Origin of the sequence: Rhodococcus sp. AD45-ID (assembly GCF_003023755.1) — a bacterium.
In the GTDB taxonomy this organism is placed as follows: Bacteria; Actinomycetota; Actinomycetes; order Mycobacteriales; family Mycobacteriaceae; genus Rhodococcus_F; species Rhodococcus_F globerula.
Map to the genome: position 1 here is coordinate 3356010 of NZ_PYHL01000001.1, position 15821 is coordinate 3371830.

At 61.2% G+C, this 15821-nt stretch carries 17 protein-coding genes, 1 tRNA gene and 1 other RNA gene; 10 read left to right on the plus strand and 9 right to left on the minus strand.

Annotated features, from left to right (window positions below):
- Positions 1 to 109: 109 nt before the first annotated feature.
- On the plus strand, positions 110 to 1333 hold the full coding sequence (gene tgt / locus C7T36_RS15380; protein WP_045066865.1) for a tRNA guanosine(34) transglycosylase Tgt: 1224 nt from the start codon (positions 110 to 112) through the stop codon (positions 1331 to 1333).
- Here the strand turns inward: tgt and C7T36_RS15385 are convergent.
- Both C7T36_RS15385 and C7T36_RS15390 read right to left on the minus strand, forming a co-directional pair.
- Positions 1324 to 2049: a queuosine precursor transporter gene (locus tag C7T36_RS15385; RefSeq protein WP_033235061.1), complete on the minus strand. Its 726-nt coding sequence runs from the start codon at positions 2047 to 2049 to the stop codon at positions 1324 to 1326. The genes tgt and C7T36_RS15385 overlap by 10 nt on opposite strands.
- Positions 2050 to 2177: 128 nt before the next feature.
- Positions 2178 to 3179, minus strand: a complete 1002-nt coding sequence (locus tag C7T36_RS15390; RefSeq protein WP_084702611.1) for a hypothetical protein — start codon at positions 3177 to 3179, stop codon at positions 2178 to 2180.
- Between the two features lie 156 nt (positions 3180 to 3335).
- Between C7T36_RS15390 and C7T36_RS15395 the strand changes: the two genes are divergently transcribed.
- Positions 3336 to 3911 carry a DUF4190 domain-containing protein gene (locus C7T36_RS15395; RefSeq protein ID WP_033235059.1) on the plus strand — a complete coding sequence of 192 codons (576 nt, stop codon included), beginning with the start codon at positions 3336 to 3338 and terminating at the stop codon, positions 3909 to 3911.
- Here C7T36_RS15395 and C7T36_RS15400 read toward each other — a convergent pair.
- The 5 genes from C7T36_RS15400 to C7T36_RS15420 all read right to left on the minus strand — a co-directional run bounded on the left by C7T36_RS15400 (position 3908) and on the right by C7T36_RS15420 (position 7888).
- Positions 3908 to 4699 (minus strand): EAL domain-containing protein, encoded by a 792-nt coding sequence (locus C7T36_RS15400; protein ID WP_045066463.1) that lies wholly within the window; start codon positions 4697 to 4699, stop codon positions 3908 to 3910. The two genes, C7T36_RS15395 and C7T36_RS15400, sit on opposite strands and share 4 nt — an antisense overlap.
- 185 nt (positions 4700 to 4884) lie before the next feature.
- Positions 4885 to 5808 (minus strand): tRNA glutamyl-Q(34) synthetase GluQRS, encoded by a 924-nt coding sequence (gene gluQRS / locus C7T36_RS15405; protein ID WP_045066465.1) that lies wholly within the window; start codon positions 5806 to 5808, stop codon positions 4885 to 4887.
- A gap of 1 nt (position 5809) precedes the next feature.
- Positions 5810 to 6415, minus strand: a complete 606-nt coding sequence (locus tag C7T36_RS15410; RefSeq protein WP_045066468.1) for a TetR/AcrR family transcriptional regulator — start codon at positions 6413 to 6415, stop codon at positions 5810 to 5812.
- A gap of 52 nt (positions 6416 to 6467) precedes the next feature.
- Positions 6468 to 7028, minus strand: a complete 561-nt coding sequence (locus C7T36_RS15415; RefSeq protein WP_045066469.1) for a TIGR03086 family metal-binding protein — start codon at positions 7026 to 7028, stop codon at positions 6468 to 6470.
- Between the two features lie 185 nt (positions 7029 to 7213).
- On the minus strand, positions 7214 to 7888 hold the full coding sequence (locus tag C7T36_RS15420; protein ID WP_045066471.1) for a response regulator transcription factor: 675 nt from the start codon (positions 7886 to 7888) through the stop codon (positions 7214 to 7216).
- 209 nt (positions 7889 to 8097) lie between these two features.
- On the opposite strand from C7T36_RS15420, the gene C7T36_RS15425 reads away from it, so the two are divergent.
- The 4 genes from C7T36_RS15425 to C7T36_RS15440 are packed head-to-tail and all read left to right on the plus strand — an operon-like array spanning position 8098 to position 11131.
- On the plus strand, positions 8098 to 8406 hold the full coding sequence (locus tag C7T36_RS15425) for a hypothetical protein (protein ID WP_033235054.1): 309 nt from the start codon (positions 8098 to 8100) through the stop codon (positions 8404 to 8406).
- Positions 8407 to 10155, plus strand: a complete 1749-nt coding sequence (locus C7T36_RS15430; RefSeq protein WP_052683461.1) for an alpha/beta hydrolase — start codon at positions 8407 to 8409, stop codon at positions 10153 to 10155.
- On the plus strand, positions 10152 to 10721 hold the full coding sequence (locus C7T36_RS15435; RefSeq protein ID WP_045066473.1) for a hypothetical protein: 570 nt from the start codon (positions 10152 to 10154) through the stop codon (positions 10719 to 10721). Before C7T36_RS15430 ends, C7T36_RS15435 begins: the two co-directional genes overlap by 4 nt.
- On the plus strand, positions 10718 to 11131 hold the full coding sequence (locus tag C7T36_RS15440; RefSeq protein WP_033235052.1) for a YbaB/EbfC family nucleoid-associated protein: 414 nt from the start codon (positions 10718 to 10720) through the stop codon (positions 11129 to 11131). Before C7T36_RS15435 ends, C7T36_RS15440 begins: the two co-directional genes overlap by 4 nt.
- A gap of 72 nt (positions 11132 to 11203) precedes the next feature.
- On the opposite strand, the gene C7T36_RS15445 is transcribed toward C7T36_RS15440, so the two are convergent.
- Positions 11204 to 11291: transfer RNA gene (locus tag C7T36_RS15445), tRNA-Ser, on the minus strand.
- A gap of 135 nt (positions 11292 to 11426) precedes the next feature.
- On the opposite strand from C7T36_RS15445, the gene ffs reads away from it, so the two are divergent.
- The 4 genes from ffs to C7T36_RS15465 all read left to right on the plus strand — a co-directional run bounded on the left by ffs (position 11427) and on the right by C7T36_RS15465 (position 14897).
- An RNA gene (ffs, locus tag C7T36_RS15450) (signal recognition particle sRNA small type) lies at positions 11427 to 11526 on the plus strand.
- Between the two features lie 42 nt (positions 11527 to 11568).
- Positions 11569 to 12861: an aminotransferase class I/II-fold pyridoxal phosphate-dependent enzyme gene (locus C7T36_RS15455; RefSeq protein WP_033235042.1), complete on the plus strand. Its 1293-nt coding sequence runs from the start codon at positions 11569 to 11571 to the stop codon at positions 12859 to 12861.
- A 188-nt stretch (positions 12862 to 13049) separates the two neighbouring features.
- Positions 13050 to 14303, plus strand: coding sequence for a glycosyltransferase 87 family protein (locus C7T36_RS15460; protein WP_258190610.1), 1254 nt, complete (start codon positions 13050 to 13052; stop codon positions 14301 to 14303).
- 18 nt (positions 14304 to 14321) lie between these two features.
- A complete protein-coding gene (locus tag C7T36_RS15465; RefSeq protein ID WP_033235040.1) occupies positions 14322 to 14897 on the plus strand; it encodes an HhH-GPD-type base excision DNA repair protein in 576 nt (191 codons plus the stop codon).
- On the opposite strand, the gene C7T36_RS15470 is transcribed toward C7T36_RS15465, so the two are convergent.
- Positions 14898 to 15806: a LysR family transcriptional regulator gene (locus tag C7T36_RS15470; protein ID WP_045066477.1), complete on the minus strand. Its 909-nt coding sequence runs from the start codon at positions 15804 to 15806 to the stop codon at positions 14898 to 14900. It abuts the gene before it with no gap.
- Positions 15807 to 15821 lie beyond the last annotated feature (15 nt).

Genomic DNA, 15821 nt, shown 5'->3' on the forward strand with positions numbered 1-15821 from the left:
CATGCTGCCGCAGCTGCATCCGCGGTTATGACAGGATTGGCACGTGAATTCTGCAGTACAGCCTGAGTCCGACGCGTCTCCTTCGAAGCGTCCCGAGTCGATTTTCACGATGGGGACGCGAATCGAGGACCGGCTCGGACGAACCGGCACCATCCACACACCGCATGGCGATATCGCGACGCCGTCGTTCGTGGTGGTCGGGACCAAGGCGACGGTCAAGGCTGTGCTCCCCGAGTCGATCAAGGAATTGGGCACGCAATCGGTTCTCGCAAATGCGTACCACCTGTATTTGCAGCCGGGTGCCGACATCGTCGACGAGGCTGGTGGCCTGGGCAAATTCATGAACTGGGACGGACCCACCTTCACGGACAGCGGCGGCTTCCAGGTGATGTCACTTGGCGTCGGGTTCAAGAAAGTACTCGCGATGGAAGCCGTCGGCGTGCAGTCCGACGACGTGATCGCGAAGGGCAAAGAGCGTCTTGCGACGGTCGATGACGAGGGCGTCACGTTCAAATCGCACCTCGACGGCAGCAAGCATCGGTTCACCCCCGAGGTGTCGATGCAGATCCAGCATCAACTCGGCGCCGACATCATGTTCGCGTTCGACGAACTCACCACGCTGCTCAATACGCGCGGTTACCAGGAGCGATCGGTCGAGCGCACGCAGGCGTGGGCGATTCGCTGCATCAACGAGCACGAGAAGCTCACCGCCGAACGCGCCGACAAGCCCTATCAGGCTCTCTTCGGCGTGATCCAAGGCGCGCAGTACGAGGATCTGCGTCGTCAAGCGTGCCGCGGCCTAGAGTCGATCGAAGGCGAGAACGGGTACGGGTTCGACGGCTACGGCATCGGCGGCGCCCTCGAGAAGCAGAACCTCGGCACAATTGTGCGTTGGTGCAACGAGGAACTGCCTGAGCACAAGCCGCGTCACATGCTCGGAATCAGCGAACCGGACGATTTTTTCGTCGCAATCGAGAACGGTGCAGACACCTTCGACTGCGTCAATCCGTCCCGTGTTGCGCGCAATGCCGCGATCTACGTGCGCTCCGGCCGGTTCAACATCAACACCAGCCGATTCCGCCGTGATTTCACACCTATCGACGACGAGTGTGACTGCTACACCTGCGCCAACTACACCCGCGCGTACATCCATCACCTCTTCAAAGCGAAAGAAATGCTCGCGTCGACGCTCTGCACCATCCACAACGAGCGATTCACCGTGAAGCTGGTCGACGACATCCGAGCCAGCATCGAAGGCGGGTACTTCCACGACTTCAAGGCGGACATGCTCGGAAAGTTCTACGGCCCGAAGGCCCCGCAGACTCAGGCGTAAGTCGGTTCGCGCTTCTTCACGTAGGCGATGACGCGGTAGGTGATCGGCATGACCAGAATCTCGACAAGGGTTTTCCACAGGAAGCCGACCAACACGTAGTTGATGAAGTCTTCCCATGTGCTGATGCCGATGACGCCGGCCGCGATGGAGCAGAAGATGAGGGTGTCGGCGAATTCACCGACGACGGTCGAGCCGATGAGACGTGCCCACAGGTGCTTCTCCTGCATGCGCTTCTTCATCATGACCAGGACCAGGGAGTTCAGAAGCTGTCCGACGAGGTAGGCGGCCAAGCCGGCGACCAGGAGTCGGGGAATGACACCGACGACGGTTTCGAGGGCGGCCTGGTTCTCGTAGAAGGCCGCCGACGGCAGTTGCACAGCGATCCAGAAACATGCGGCAGCAAGAATCAGCGCGCCGAATCCGAGGTAGATCGCGCGCCGGGTGGCTTTGAAGCCGTAGACCTCACTGAGAACGTCACCGAGGACGTACGCGAGTGGGAAGAGGAAGAAGCCACCGTCGGTGATGACGGGCAGGATCTGCAAGGGCCCGAGGGATAACTCGGAATCCGCGAAGAAGGCGACCCCCTTGGTCGCCGCCACATTCGAGATCAGCAGCGTTGCGGTGAACAGCGCGACGATCGTCGGATAATAACCGAGGCTGACGTGCGCAAATTTGGTCTCTTGAGTCGATGAGTCTTGCTGATCCTGAGCTGTCACGTCCGCAATCCAAGCACCTCAGGGTGTCTCCAAGCGAGTTGGCGACCGTCCAGTTGCCCAGAACACAGCAGAAAGCCCGGCAGTTCGACGTGGAACTGCCGGGCCTTTCGCTGTGTCAGGAACGTCGATCAGATCGGAGCGACGAAGCGTCCCGTGATGACGCGATACGCGTAGGTTCCGGCGATCAGAGTGATCGGTCCGGTGACGAGCAGACCCAATCCGCACAACAGAGCGCCGACGATGTTGATACCGACAAGCGCGAGTGTGAGGAGGACCAGTGGTCCCACATTCTTCGAGATGACACTGACGCTCGACTTGATTGCGGTGACAGGATCCTGATTCTGATCGATCACGAATTGCAGAGTGAAATAGGTCAGGAACGCAACGATGATGCCTGGGATGATCAACAGTACAAAACCGATTCCCGTCGCGATACTGACGAGAATGCTCGCGAGAACTACCGCGCCTACATTCGTGAATTGGAAGAACGATCCGATGGCAGGCTTATTTCCGTCCACTTCGTGAAGGGCTCCGCGGACGAACGCGGCCTGAATGAGGATGCCGACCAGTAACGAGACAAATCCGCCGATGACGGACATCGCAGACACGGACGTTGTCGTGTCGGTGCTGAAGCCACCGAACAGCAAGTTGATGCCGATCGAGATGACTGCCGCAATCAAGGTGATGCCGACCCAGATGAGCGCGTTGTTCTTGAATCGCTCCCAGCCGTAGGTCAATGCTGCGCCAACAGAAAGCTGGGGTCCACCGAACCCTGCGCCGTAGTCGTTTGCAGGCGGCGGGGGAAAGTAACCGCCACCCTGCGGGGGGACGTTTCCGGGAGGAGGCGGATAGCCACCGGGCGGCGGGTAATTCCCCTGAGGCGGTGGATAGTTGCCCTGCGGCGGTGGGTAGTTTCCAGGAGGCGGATAGCCGCCGGGCGGGGGGTAATTGCCCGGCGGAGGTGGAACGTTCCCCTGAGGTGGGTAGTTACCCGGCTGCGATCCTGCTGGCGGCGTGACCGGGGGAGGGTAGCTACCTGGTGGCGGTGATTGCGGCTGGCTGTACGGATCTTGTGGTGATTGGTTTCCGTCGTTCGGATTCTTGTTGGGGTCGTAACCGCCGGTCGTCATTGTTTCCCCTCAGTCGTGAATGCGCGTCGAAGCGTTCAAGCCGGACACAGCATTCGAGTGTGACAGTGATTACGACCTTAACCGCCATAAGCGATAGATGTTGGTGTCACTTACGCCCTCGTGTGTTGATGTCACCTGTGGTTTAGGCTGCGTTTCATGACGAGTTCCGGGGAGAACGGCGAGATATCTCCCGATAAATACGTGCCTGAACCCGGATATGGCGAGGTTCCCAGCCTCCCGCAGGAAGGTTACGGAGAATCTGCGGGACAGCAGGAGTCGTATTGGGAGATTCCGGCGACACCATCGCCAATCGAGCAGTACCCGGGTTATCCACCGCCGTCGTACACCCCGACCCCAGAGCCACAAGCGCAGTATCAACAACCGCAATACCAACAACCACCGCAGTACCAGCAGTACCAACAGCCGCCGCAGTACCAGCAGTACCAGCAGCCACCGCAGTACGGACCTCCCAGCCAGTTCGGTGGGTACGTGCAACCGGTGGGAACGAACGGCCTTGCGATCGCGTCATTGGTGACGGCGATAGTCGGCGGTTGCTTTTACGGACTCGGCGCGATTGTCGCGATAATTCTGGGCGTCGTCGCGCTCAATCAGATTAAACAAACAGGCCAGCAGGGGCGTGGGCTCGCGATTGCGGGTATTGCCGTCGGTGCCTCGGTTATCGCCATGTGGGTGATATTCGTGATTTTTATAGCGGCGGTGGGTTCCGTCTAACGCCAGCGTCGATGCTGCGCAGGTGATGCGACTGCGAGCGGCGGTTCCTGAATTGCCGTGGTGTGAGCATCGGCGGGGAGGGGTTTGCCGAAATAGTAACCCTGGCCTGTGGTGCATCCTGCGCGAGTGACGGCTGCTGCTTGTTCGGCAGTCTCGACGCCTTCGGCGATGGACTCCATTCCCAGTTTGTCGGCGATCGCTGCGATGGACTCCATCACGATGAATGCCCGCTCGGACGAGTGCTGCGCGTCGCTGAGAGCCCAGGTGAGGCTCTGGTCGATCTTCAGGATATCGAGTGGCAGTTCCGACAGAGCCGCAAAGGACGCAAAGCCGGCTCCGAAATCGTCGAGCGCTATCCGGATGCCTTCTTTGTGCAGCGTCGCCAGCGTGGCGGCGGCATTCTGGCCGACGACGCCCAGTTCGGTGACTTCTACGATGACTTTGTTGTGCGGGGTGCCGGAGCGGTCCAGGGTGTCGATTATTTCTCGGGCAGCATTGTCGGTCGACAGCTGGCGTGGCGAGAAATTCACCGCGATATTCAACTGATCATCCCAGTGGGAGATGTGTGCGCAGATCAAGTCGAGGGTTTGCAATCCGATGGGAATGATCAAGCCGGACAATTCAGCAGATCGCATGAAATCTTGTGGTTCGATGACTCCACGAAGGGGATGGCGCCAGCGTAGGAGTGCTTCGTAGCCGGTAACAGTCGAGGTTTCCAGGTGTACCTGGGGTTGGTACAGCACTTCGAATTGATGGTCGTCGAGTGCCTCGCGAAGCTCGCGAACCATGCGGATTCCTTTTCGTTCTGTTCCCGCCCTAACGCACTGCCGTGCGGTTGCCCTCCAGCGGGTGCTTTGGTCATGTCGAGGGCAAGCCCCGCTTGTAACCTGCCCAGGGCTCCTCGTCCTGGTTCCCTTCACCTATGCCGAAACGGTACTTCACTCCGCGGCAATTGCCAATGATTAACTATTGTCTAAGATCCCTTGACGGGATCCAGGGGATCGACAGATGTGAAGATCCAGGGGTCGCCCGGAACCTTCTGTGGATCGAAGCGATCAGCCAATTCCGTCGGCGAAACTACTTCACCAGGTTCGGCCAATCCGATGCTCGACGCAATCAGAGTCAGAACTTCGGCTGGGGTGCGGCCGAGGTCGCGTTGATCGGAGAGCGTGACCGCCCCGTCCCGTTTGGCCAGACGCTTGCCTTCGGAATTGAGTGCGAGGGGGACATGGGCGTAGATCGGCGGTGTGATGGCCAGGAGTGTTGCCAGGTAGGCCTGGCGCGGTGCTGATGTCAGGAGGTCGTCGCCGCGGACAACCTGATCGACGTTCTGGGCGCCGTCGTCGACCACAACTGCCAAATTGTATGCGGGAACCCCGTCTCCGCGGAGTAGCACCACATCGTCGACCATTCCGGATGTGTTGCCGTGCAACATATCTCGCACGGAGAATGACGTCGTCTCGGCACGCAGGCGCAGTGCGGGTTTACGGCCGGAGGCCAGCTTGTCGGCTTGCTCGGAAGGAGTGAGATTCCGGCACGTTCCGGGGTAGGCGCCGTCCGGGGCGTGTGGCGCGGAGGGTGCCTGCTGAATTTCCTTGCGGGTGCAGAAGCACGGGTACGTCAGCCCGCGATCGGTCAGCGACGTGATCGCGTCCGCGTACCGCGGCAGTCGGTCGGACTGTTTGACGACGTCGCCGTCCCAGTCGAGGCCCAGCGCTCGCAGGTCACTCAGTTGACGTTCCATGGCGCCTGGCCGCACACGATCCAGATCTTCGACGCGAATGAGAAAGTCGCGACCGGAGGTCCGGGCAAACAGCCAGGCAAGGAGGGCAGTGCGAAGGTTTCCCAGATGTAGATCGCCGGATGGGCTCGGTGCAAATCGTCCTGATCCCGGCACGTCAGCCCCTGGATACAAGAGCGTCGGGAATTTCCATGTCGTGGAGGGTGAGCTTTATCTGACTCTCCAGGGCGTATTCGAGATAGTGCGGCGGATACATGCCGGGATTGCCTATCGCGTCGAGTGCGAGTCCGTCGACGGTTGCGAGGAGCAGCGCTGCGCGGGTTTCAGCTTCAGGCAATCTGATTCCGATCAGAACTGCGCAGATGCCGGTGCGAATAGTGAACAGCATCGTCCGGCGAATTTCCGCCAACGATTCGCTGGTGACAGCCCGGATGGCAAATGCGGCAAGGACGTGTGCTTCGCGCGTGCGCTGCTCGTCGAGGGGAAGCAGTTGTGACAAAGCCTGGAACAGCACAACGTGCGGGTCGGTTCCGGCTGGGGATTGGGTGAGACGGCTCAGCATTCGCTCTGCCAGAGTGCGCAGAGCAAATGTGAGCATCTCGTCCTTGGTCGAGAAGTGGTGCTGCACGGCGCCGATCGAGACGTCGGCGCGCTTTGCCACCTCGCGCACACTCGCATTCTCGAGTCCTGATTCGGCGGCAACATCGAAAAGCGCCGTGGCCAGCAAGTCCGGGTTGGTGGCTGATTTCCGACGTTCAGGCATGCGACGGACATTACCCGCGTATCGAAGCAATCCGCACGTCAGGGGTGGTTTTTCAGACGGCCCTGCCGAGATATGCGAGGAGTTTGGTTGCCTTGTCGGCATCATCGGCAACCGGGATCTCGGGGCCGCACACCCCTGCCATACGAATGGAATCACCGAGGCCGGCAGCAATCTGTGACACCCAATCGACGTCCTTTTCCGGAATCGAGGTGTCGGTGCCCGTAGCGGCTGCAAGGTCCCAGCCGTGAATGACCAGATCGAAGCACAGAAAACCGTCGACGGTGGCTCCCAGGTTGGTGCGGCCGAAATGTCCGTCGTATTCGAGGGTCGACTTTTCCGGATCGTCGAGAATCGCCTGCATCGAATCGCGCACTGCTGCCCAGGCGGCGGACGGGTTGTCGTCGACGGACGGTCCCGGCGCCAATTCGAGGCCGACGACCTTGACCATGTCGCGTTCGCTGTCGATCACGTGCCGGACCACATCGCGAGCCGTCCACCCTTCGCACGGAGAGTTGTTGTCCCACCGGTCCTCAGGTACTGCGTCGATCCGCTGGGTGAAGCCGGCGGCGAGGTCACGGTAGCGATCTGCGGGGGAGATATCGGCTGTAGTCATGCCACTGATTCTTCAGGATGGGGTCGGGGCGGCGATTGATTATTCGGACATCTTCCGAGAACGTGACCACTGTCCCCGGGGCCGTGCCAGTCGGGAGCTTCACTACGCAGTAGTTCTCGCAGGTACCAGCTCATTTCACGAACCTAGCCAGAGCTACCGACACCGTGGTTTTCCGATGATTCTTGTCAGTCGATCGGACCGAACCTGTATCCGAATCCGCGCACGGTCTTGATGTACTTGGGATTGGCCGGGTCGGATTCGATTTTCGACCGCAAGCTCTGAATATTGGCGTCGACGGCGCGAGTCTTGGTTGAATTCGTTTCACCCCACACCTTTGCGAGGAGCTGGGTTCGGGAGTAGACGTGGCCGGGGTGCATCGACATTTCGAGGAGCAGGCGCAATTCGGTTCGCGTGAGGTCGAGGCGTCGACGGCGGATGGTGGCGGTCATGGATCGGCGGTCGATTATCAACTCGCCGTGGCGCTCTCGCTTGTCCGTCTGTGGGGTGGGCGTACTGCGGAGGAGGCTCGTTATCCGAGAATCGAGGCTGCGAGCGTCGAGTGGGTTGATGGCGAAATCCGACGCGACTTGTGGTGGTGCGTCGTCGATGTCTTCGGGGGACTCGACGATCATGATGATCGGAATCTCGCTGCGGAGCCGGATTTGGCGGGCGACCTCGAAGCCGTCGATGTCCGGGAGTGAAAGATCGAGAACGGCAACGTCGAAGCTGTCGGTGCCGAGTGCGTCGAGGCTGTTTCGTCCGGACGCGAACAGATGAACGGTGTGGCCGACGCGCTCGAGTTCGATGCCGAAGGTTTCCGCTAGCGCAGGCTGATCCGTCGCCGCGAGAATCACGCTCATGTAGTGCCGCCCTGTTGCTGCTCGTCTCGGTAACCCGTCAATACCGACAACCCGTCAATACCGACTTCAGTCAGTGTCGCAGATCACTATCGACCGGGCCACTTCGGGCGAGCGGAGCGGGAAACTCGCAAACAAGAACGACCCAGGGTTCCAGGCAATGCGCTGCTACGCTGCTTTTTCGCACGTCGATACGTAGCCGGGGGGCTCAGATGGGGAACGAAGTACTGCAAGCAGACGCCGAGTCGCTACGGGCGTTGGCCGACGCGGTGAGAAACCAAGGAGCCGTGATTGCCGGCATCGACGTGTCGGGAATTCTCGCTGACGCGGCAGCGGCGATGCCCGATTCGGCGAGCGGCCCGGCCGCCGCGAGGGCCGGTGACCCGATTACCACCGGATACCGCGCTACCTCGGAGATGTTGACGTCGATGGCTGACGCTGCCCAATCCAGTGCGAGCAGCTACGACGCTGTCGAGGTCGCATTCCGGAACCGGCTGGCCACCTACCAAGCGGCCGTGTAGATGGCGACGATCTCCCAGGTCCGCGCCTGGGATCCGACTGGTTTAGCCGCCGCTGCAACGGCATTGGAGCAGAAGAACCGGGACTTCATGCACGCTGTGGAATCAGCGCATCGCGCGGTCGACTTCGCGCTCGATCAGTGGAAAGGCGAAGCCTCGGCTGCAGCGTCGGCGCGAGCCTTGGCTGACAGTATTGCCGCGACACATCTGACCACAGGAGTATTCGCCGAAGCCGACGCGTTGAGTGAAGCTGCCGCCGCGTTGGGGCCGGCGCGGGCGGCGGTGATCGACATTGCGGACAGTGCGATCGCCGAGGGCATGGCTGTCGCCGATGACGGTCGGGTGAGCGCACCTCGGTACGGAAGCGGTAACACTGCACTCGACATCTTGGGGCAGGCTGCGTTCGACGAGAAGGCGCACAGCTTCGAGGCGAGACTGGTTCCGGCCTTGCACATGGCGGGAAGCCTCGACGAGGGTGCTGCCGCGGCCTTGTCGAAGGCAGCAGGAGACCTCGCTGATCTCGCACAGTCCCCAAGCGCCCAGCAGACGATGAGCGCGGTGGTGGCCGCGATCCTCGACGGCAACGCGTTCCCCCCGGTCGGTGCGAGGGAGTTCAACGAATTCTGGGAATCGCTGTCCCCCAACGACAAAGATGCTCTCGCGGCGTTCGATCCGGGAATCGGGAACAGGGACGGGATGCCAGCCGCAGATCGCGATCATTTCAACCGGATCAACCTCGGCAACCTGCAGTCGTCGACGTCGAACGAACTCGCCGACCTCGACGGCAAGCACCCCGATTGGGCCAAGGGTCGCGACATTCCGTCGGATGCGGGCAGCGTGGACGAGGCGGACCAGCAGGCGCGCCGCGACTACGAGCGGTGGCAGCAGCAACGCGCGGACCTGCAGCAGCGTCTCGACGGTTACGGCGTCCTCGCCGACCAGATCGACCCCACTCTCGCCGAGGAGGGTGATTCGGAGAAGTATCTGCTCGGTGTCGACGACAAAGGTCGGGCCATCGTGGCACTGAATAATCCCGACACCGCGACGAACGTCGCAACGTTCGTACCTGGCACCGGCAGCCACCTGGGAACCATCGGCGGCGACATCGACCGCTCCCAAATGATGTTGGACTCGACGGAATACCAGCGACGGTTCGCGGGGCTCGAGGGATCGACCTCCGTGGTGACCTGGTACGGATACGATGCGCCGCAAACGATCCCGCAAGCAGGGCTCGACGGGTATGCCGATGGTGGGGCCGGATCGCTGGACCGGTTCCAAGACGGTCTCCGTGCATCCCACGACGGCACGCCTTCGCACAACACGGTTATCGGACACAGTTACGGATCGACCGTGATCGGCGCTGCGGCCTCGGGCGGACGATCGATCGACGCGAACGATCTGTTTTTCGTGGGTAGCCCCGGAGTGGGGATGGACCGGGTCGAGGGACTCTCCCTCGAGGGCATCGATCCCGGACATGTCGGCGGCCACGTATACGCCACCGCCGCGGCCAATGATCCGGTTCCGATGATTGGGGACGTGTTCGGCAGTCTCTCGCATGGCGCGAATCCCGCGAACGATCTTCCATTGATCGGATTCGGTGCCACCGTTGTCGAATCCGCACCCGGGACGGGGATCGACGCCGGTCTGCTGGGTGAGCTCCCCAGCCCGGCCGCGCACAGTGAGTACTGGGAAAACAACAATCCGGCTCTTGCCGGTATGGGCCATGTGATCGCCGGACTAGGAGCGCCATGACCAACGCAACTCGACGCCGTAAAGCATTCGGCTCGAGCAGTATCGCGGTGGCAGTGCTGCTGTCGGCGTGTACGACGACGGAGAACGGAAAAGTGACGGAAGCCGACATGAATCTGACCCGCCCGCAGGCCCAGGCCAAGGTGATCGAGTACCTGACCGAAACGATCGCGGCACTGCCGCCGGGTGCCTACCTGACGCGGTATTCCGAGCTGAACAAAAAAGTCACCCTCAGCCCGGGTGGCACCGTCCCGTGCAACGACAGCAATCTGTCGAAGGACACATCCGTGGACTACGGCGTGACGTATTTCCTCGAGTCTTCTGACGCTGCGAGCATTCCAGGTTTCGGCGATACGATCCGCAATCTGTGGACTGAGCGGGGCTGGAAGTTTCGAACGTACGACTCCGCCGGGGACACGACGAGCACCGAAACCATTTTGCCGGATGGATATCGGATGGTCTTCGACGAGCATCCACGAGGAGCGGGCCTGAGCGGGTCGTCGCCGTGTTTCCCTCGACCCGAAGCGTCGGATCATCCGAACGCGCCCGTGCAGATCGATCAGCCATGACCGGGCCCGCATCCTCGTTTCCGGAGTTGACTGTCCTTGCCCGCCAAGTCGACATCGAGGTCGGGAAAGTTCGCGCCCGCGCAGATGCCGGAGGTGGTGCCGTCAGCGTCGAGGTCGACGCGTTCGGTGCGATTACCGACCTGCAACTGACCGAAAGTTGCCTCGGGGCCGGCGCCGCTGCACTCTCCGCCGCGATCACAGCGTCCCACCGAACCGCCTGCGCGGCAGCAGCGGCGGCCGCGCAGGAACTACGCGCGCCTCTCCTTCGCGACTCTCGCGTCGCCAGGGCAATGGAGGCGTTCAATCAGGTGCCGGCCGTACCCGAGACTCATCTGCTGCGACGAGCTGGCCGGGCACCGGTCGACGACGACCCGCCCTTCGGCGGCGGTTCGTTCATGCGACGTGCCTGAAACCCGGCAAAAAACGCTCGCAAAAAAGAACCCCCTGTGAACCGCTTCTCAGCAGTTCACAGGGGGTTCCTTTGGCGGAGGATAGGGGATTTGAACCCCTGAGGGCGTTAACCCAACCCGCGTTCCAGGCGAGCGCCATAGGCCACTAGGCGAATCCTCCGTGGAGAAGCATACCCAAGAGAACGACTGAAGCGTTAAACGGGTATCTGACCTGCGGCTATGTGGCGGCAATTCGGCTGCCGGCCGAAACGCGGCGGGTGGTGTCCCAAGGTTCCGGAAGGCCGTCTACACTGTTCATTGGATCCCGCGCGGCGCGCATCCTGTGAACTCCCCCAGGGCCGGAAGGCAGCAAGGGTCAACGGGCTCTGCCGGGTGCGCGGGGTCCTCTATTTTTTCACATATCCCGACCCCGCCTCGTCGGTGAAAGGCCGCTCCGGATGCCTATCCAAACCCAGATCGGGTTGATGAGCCATGAAGAACTCACCTCCGAGCATGAGAGTCAGAGCGCGAAGTACTCGCAGCTGCAGGCCCAGAAGCTCGTCCTCGATCTGACTCGCGGTAAGCCTTCGCCTGAGCAACTCGACCTTTCCGCAGCGTTGCTTGCGCTGCCGGGCGACGGTGATTTCCGTGACGGCAGTGGCACCGACTGCCGCAACTACGGTGGCTTGACGGGGCTGCCGGAACTGCGTGCGATTTTCGGTGAACTGCTGGGCATTCCTGTTGCCAACCTTCTTGCCGGCAACAACGCGAGCCTCGAGATCATGCACGACAACGTGGTGTTCTCACTTCTTCACGGCACTCCTGATTCGGCGCAGCCGTGGGCGCGCGAAGAGAAGATCAAGTTCCTCTGCCCGGCTCCGGGTTACGACCGCCACTTTGCGATCACCGAGTCGTTGGGCATCGAGATGATCGCGATCCCGATGAACCACGACGGTCCTGACGTCGCGAAGATCGCGGAACTGGTTGCCGCGGATCCGCAGATCAAGGGGATGTGGGTTGTTCCGGTGTACGCCAACCCGACCGGTGCGGTGTATTCGAAAGAAATCGTCTCCGAGCTGGCGTCGATGCCGGCCGCGGCGCCTGATTTCCGTTTGTACTGGGACAACGCGTACGCGGTTCACCCACTGTTCGGTGAGATCGCACCGTCGTACGACGTTCTGACGATGGCTGCAGAAGCCGGACATCCCAACCGTCCGCTGGTGTTCGCGTCGACGTCCAAGATCACCTTTGCCGGTGCCGGCGTCAGTTTCTTCGGTGCCTCTGCCGAGAACCTTGCGTGGTACCAGAAGTACCTCGGTAAGAAGAGTATCGGCCCGGACAAGATCAACCAGCTCCGCCACTTGCGATTCTTCGGTGATGCGGATGGCGTTCGCGCACATATGGAGAAGCATCGCGAATTGCTCGCGCCCAAGTTCGAGTTGGTTCTGAAGATCCTCGAGGATCGGTTGGGTGCGTCGAAGGTCGCGTCGTGGACCGAGCCGAAGGGCGGCTACTTCATCAGCCTCGACGTTGTCGACGGCACGGCAAAGCGCGTCATCGAACTCGCGAAGAATGCCGGTATTGCGCTCACTGCAGCCGGTTCTGCCTTCCCGTACAGCACGGATCCGGATGATCGGAACATTCGTCTGGCCCCGAGTTTCCCTTCACTCGGGGATCTCGAGGTAGCCATGGACGGTGTCGCGACGTGTGTCCTGTTGGCGGCAACAGAATCGCGTCTCACCGAAAGCTGAGTCGCCTGTGACGGCGCGCCCAAGTCGTGAGCGTCGGTCATCTCTTGTAGCGTTCGGTGCACCAGTTCCTGACATTGGCGCATATCCGGAGGTTGTACGTGGCGGGTGCAGTCAATGCTTCGGAAAGTGCTGTGGTGGAGATGAGTTCAGGGGCATCTGAATTACGACAGGCGACTCCGCAGCGAATAATGCGAGTCGGTGTGATCGGCTTTGTCGTTCTCGTGGTGCTTGCTGTTGCTTCAGTCCTGATGGTTCTGTTCGGTGTTCCGATGGATGTGATCTATTGGGGCATTTTCCACAATTTCCTCGATCTTGACGTCTACCGCCACGGCGGCAGTTTTGTGGTGCAGGGACTGCCGTTGTACGACGGTCCGGTTCTGCAGGGAATGATGTTCACGTACACCCCGTTCGCGGGGATCCTGTTCACGGTGTGGGCGGTGCTCACGTTTCAACAGGCGATCGTCGTGTGGACGGTTCTCAACGTTCTCGCGCTTTTTGCGGTGGTCGTGCTGTGCTGGAAATATCTCGGCTACCGCCTCGGCGTCAAGACGTATGCGGTGAGCGCGTTGGCCACGGTCATTTTCCTGTTCATGGAACCGGTACGCACGACGCTGTGGCTCGGGCAGATCAACATTTTCCTGCTGCTGTTGATCGTGTGGGATTTGGGCCGGGACGAAAAAAGTCGCCTTCGGGGTATCGGCGCCGGGATCGCGGCGGGGGTCAAACTGACTCCGGCGTTCTTCTGGGCGTACCTGTTCATCACGAAGCAGTGGCGCGCCTTGGTGACTGCGGTGATCACGTTCGCCGCGACGGTGGCTTTGGGTTTCATCGTGATGTACAGCGACGCGTTGACCTACTGGACCGGCACGCTCTTCGACAGCGATCGGGTGGGACGTACCGACTCACCGAGTAATCAGTCGGTGTCGGGTTTGATCGCCCAGTTGACGCATACGCCGACGCCGTCGAAGGTGCTCGTTCTCGGGTGCAGCGTGGTGGCCGTGTGTCTCGGACTGGGAGCTGCGTGGATGGCTCACCGCAGGGGGCAGAAGTTGCTCGGGCTGACCATGACCGGGCTCACCGCCACAACCGTGTCCCCGTTCTCGTGGGGTCACCACTGGGTGTGGTTTGTTCCGCTGGTGATCCTGGCTTCTCACTACGCGATGGCGTCGAAGAAGATCTGGGCTTGGGTCGTGCCGATCGTGTTCCTCCTGCCCGTCCTGAACTGGTCGCACACGTGGCCGATACCCGCGGCGGATATGCAGGGCACCGACCGCTTTATCGGCATGGGAATGTTTATGTTGCCCTCGCCCGACTACCTGCGAATCGCCATGGTGGCTGTCTATCTGTGGGTGTTTGTCGTGGCCGCTGCCATGACGCTGATCGTGTTCGGTTGGAAGAAATGGACAGTGCCGAATCTGGAAGCTGCGGACACACCGGCCTGACATGGCAGGATCGGATGTATGGCACTTCATCTGAATCTCGTCGGTGATCCCGAAGCGGATGCTCTCCTCTCCGAGGACCCGTTGGCCTTGTTGCTCGGAATGTTGCTCGACCAGCAGGTTCCGATGGAGACGGCATTTCTGGGGCCGAAGAAGCTCGCGGATCGCATGGACGGTCTCGACGTCCGTCGCATCGCGGAGATGGACACGGACGCGTTCATCGAGATTTGCGCGCAGACGCCGGCAGTCCATCGTTTCCCGAAGTCGATGGGCGAACGCATCCAATCCGTGTGCCAGTTCATCGTCGAAAAGTACGACGGTGACACCGCTGCGATCTGGACGTCGGGTGATCCGAACGGCAAGGAAGTGCTTAAACGACTCAAGGCGCTGCCCGGCTACGGCGATCAGAAGGCCCGAATCTTCTTGGCACTGCTGGGCAAACAAATCGGCGTCCAGCCTGACGGTTGGCGCGAAGCAGCCGGGGATTACGGACTCGACGGGTCACGGCGGTCCATAGCCGACGTGGTCGACGAGCAGACGCTCCTCGAGGTCCGCGAGTTCAAGAAAGCCGCCAAGGCTGCAGCAAAGGCAAAGTAGTCAGCCGAACTGCGTACTACTCGCCCGCACCAGCTTCACCAAGTCGCCTGCCGGCCCTTCGAGTTGCCGCGGCGGCCGCCATACGGCTCGCAAGGTGCGGGCGAGGTCGAGGCCGTCCACCTGGACAACCCGAAGGTCACCCGATTTCACCTGCTCACTGACTGCAAGAGTGCTCAGCACTGCCGGTCCGACACCGCCGAGGACGCTGGTTCGGATGGCGGCCGAGCTACCGAGCTCGAGCAGGGGCGTCGCGCGCTCGTACTCCGAAAGCGCAACATCGAGAGTGGTCCGAGTGCCGGATCCTGGCTCGCGGACCAGCAACGGCGTCATGGCCAGTTCGCCGATGGTGAGAGGTTTACGCCGACGCGCCCACGCGTGATCGGGATCGACAACGACTACGAGTGAATCGCGGGCGACGGTGATGCTGTGTAGGTGCCTGGGGACAGTCGGGGATTCGACAAATCCGAGATCGCACATTCCCACGTCGATCGCTTCGATGACACGCGTCGAGTTGTAGACCTGCAGATGCACTGTGACGTCGGGGTGTAACGCACGAAAAGTGCCCAGCCACGCCGGAATCAGATGTTCGGCAACAGTCATGCTGGCGCAGACCGTCAACTCCGCCGATCGCTCGGTCCGCATTCCTTCGGCCACGTCGAGTAGCTGTGTCGAATTGGCCAGGACACGCCGGGCCCAATGGACGATGACAGTGCCTTGCGGAGTTAACGTCGCCCCGGTCGATTTTCGGTGGATCAGGGGCATACCGAGTTGGCGTTCCAGCGCTTTGATCGCACGGCTGGCGTTGGGTTGCGCGATATGCGCGAGACGGCTTGCAGCGCTGAGGCTTCCGTGATCATCGACGCCGACCAGTAGCTCGAGTGTGGTGAGGTCCGGCCAGCGTCGGGTCATGCATTCAGGCTATAC

Excerpts from the sequence above, each read along its gene's own strand:
- tgt (WP_045066865.1), top strand. The coding sequence starts at position 110 with ATGGGGACGCGAATCGAGGACCGGCTCGGACGAACCGGCACCATCCAC.
- C7T36_RS15390 (WP_084702611.1), bottom strand. The coding sequence starts at position 3,179 with ATGACGACCGGCGGTTACGACCCCAACAAGAATCCGAACGACGGAAAC.
- C7T36_RS15395 (WP_033235059.1), top strand. The coding sequence starts at position 3,336 with ATGACGAGTTCCGGGGAGAACGGCGAGATATCTCCCGATAAATACGTG.
- C7T36_RS15400 (WP_045066463.1), bottom strand. The coding sequence starts at position 4,699 with ATGGTTCGCGAGCTTCGCGAGGCACTCGACGACCATCAATTCGAAGTG.
- C7T36_RS15410 (WP_045066468.1), bottom strand. The coding sequence starts at position 6,415 with ATGCCTGAACGTCGGAAATCAGCCACCAACCCGGACTTGCTGGCCACG.
- C7T36_RS15415 (WP_045066469.1), bottom strand. The coding sequence starts at position 7,028 with ATGACTACAGCCGATATCTCCCCCGCAGATCGCTACCGTGACCTCGCC.
- C7T36_RS15420 (WP_045066471.1), bottom strand. The coding sequence starts at position 7,888 with ATGAGCGTGATTCTCGCGGCGACGGATCAGCCTGCGCTAGCGGAAACC.
- C7T36_RS15425 (WP_033235054.1), top strand. The coding sequence starts at position 8,098 with ATGGGGAACGAAGTACTGCAAGCAGACGCCGAGTCGCTACGGGCGTTG.
- C7T36_RS15430 (WP_052683461.1), top strand. The coding sequence starts at position 8,407 with ATGGCGACGATCTCCCAGGTCCGCGCCTGGGATCCGACTGGTTTAGCC.
- C7T36_RS15435 (WP_045066473.1), top strand. The coding sequence starts at position 10,152 with ATGACCAACGCAACTCGACGCCGTAAAGCATTCGGCTCGAGCAGTATC.
- C7T36_RS15440 (WP_033235052.1), top strand. The coding sequence starts at position 10,718 with ATGACCGGGCCCGCATCCTCGTTTCCGGAGTTGACTGTCCTTGCCCGC.
- C7T36_RS15455 (WP_033235042.1), top strand. The coding sequence starts at position 11,569 with ATGCCTATCCAAACCCAGATCGGGTTGATGAGCCATGAAGAACTCACC.
- C7T36_RS15460 (WP_258190610.1), top strand. The coding sequence starts at position 13,050 with ATGCGAGTCGGTGTGATCGGCTTTGTCGTTCTCGTGGTGCTTGCTGTT.
- C7T36_RS15465 (WP_033235040.1), top strand. The coding sequence starts at position 14,322 with ATGGCACTTCATCTGAATCTCGTCGGTGATCCCGAAGCGGATGCTCTC.
- C7T36_RS15470 (WP_045066477.1), bottom strand. The coding sequence starts at position 15,806 with ATGACCCGACGCTGGCCGGACCTCACCACACTCGAGCTACTGGTCGGC.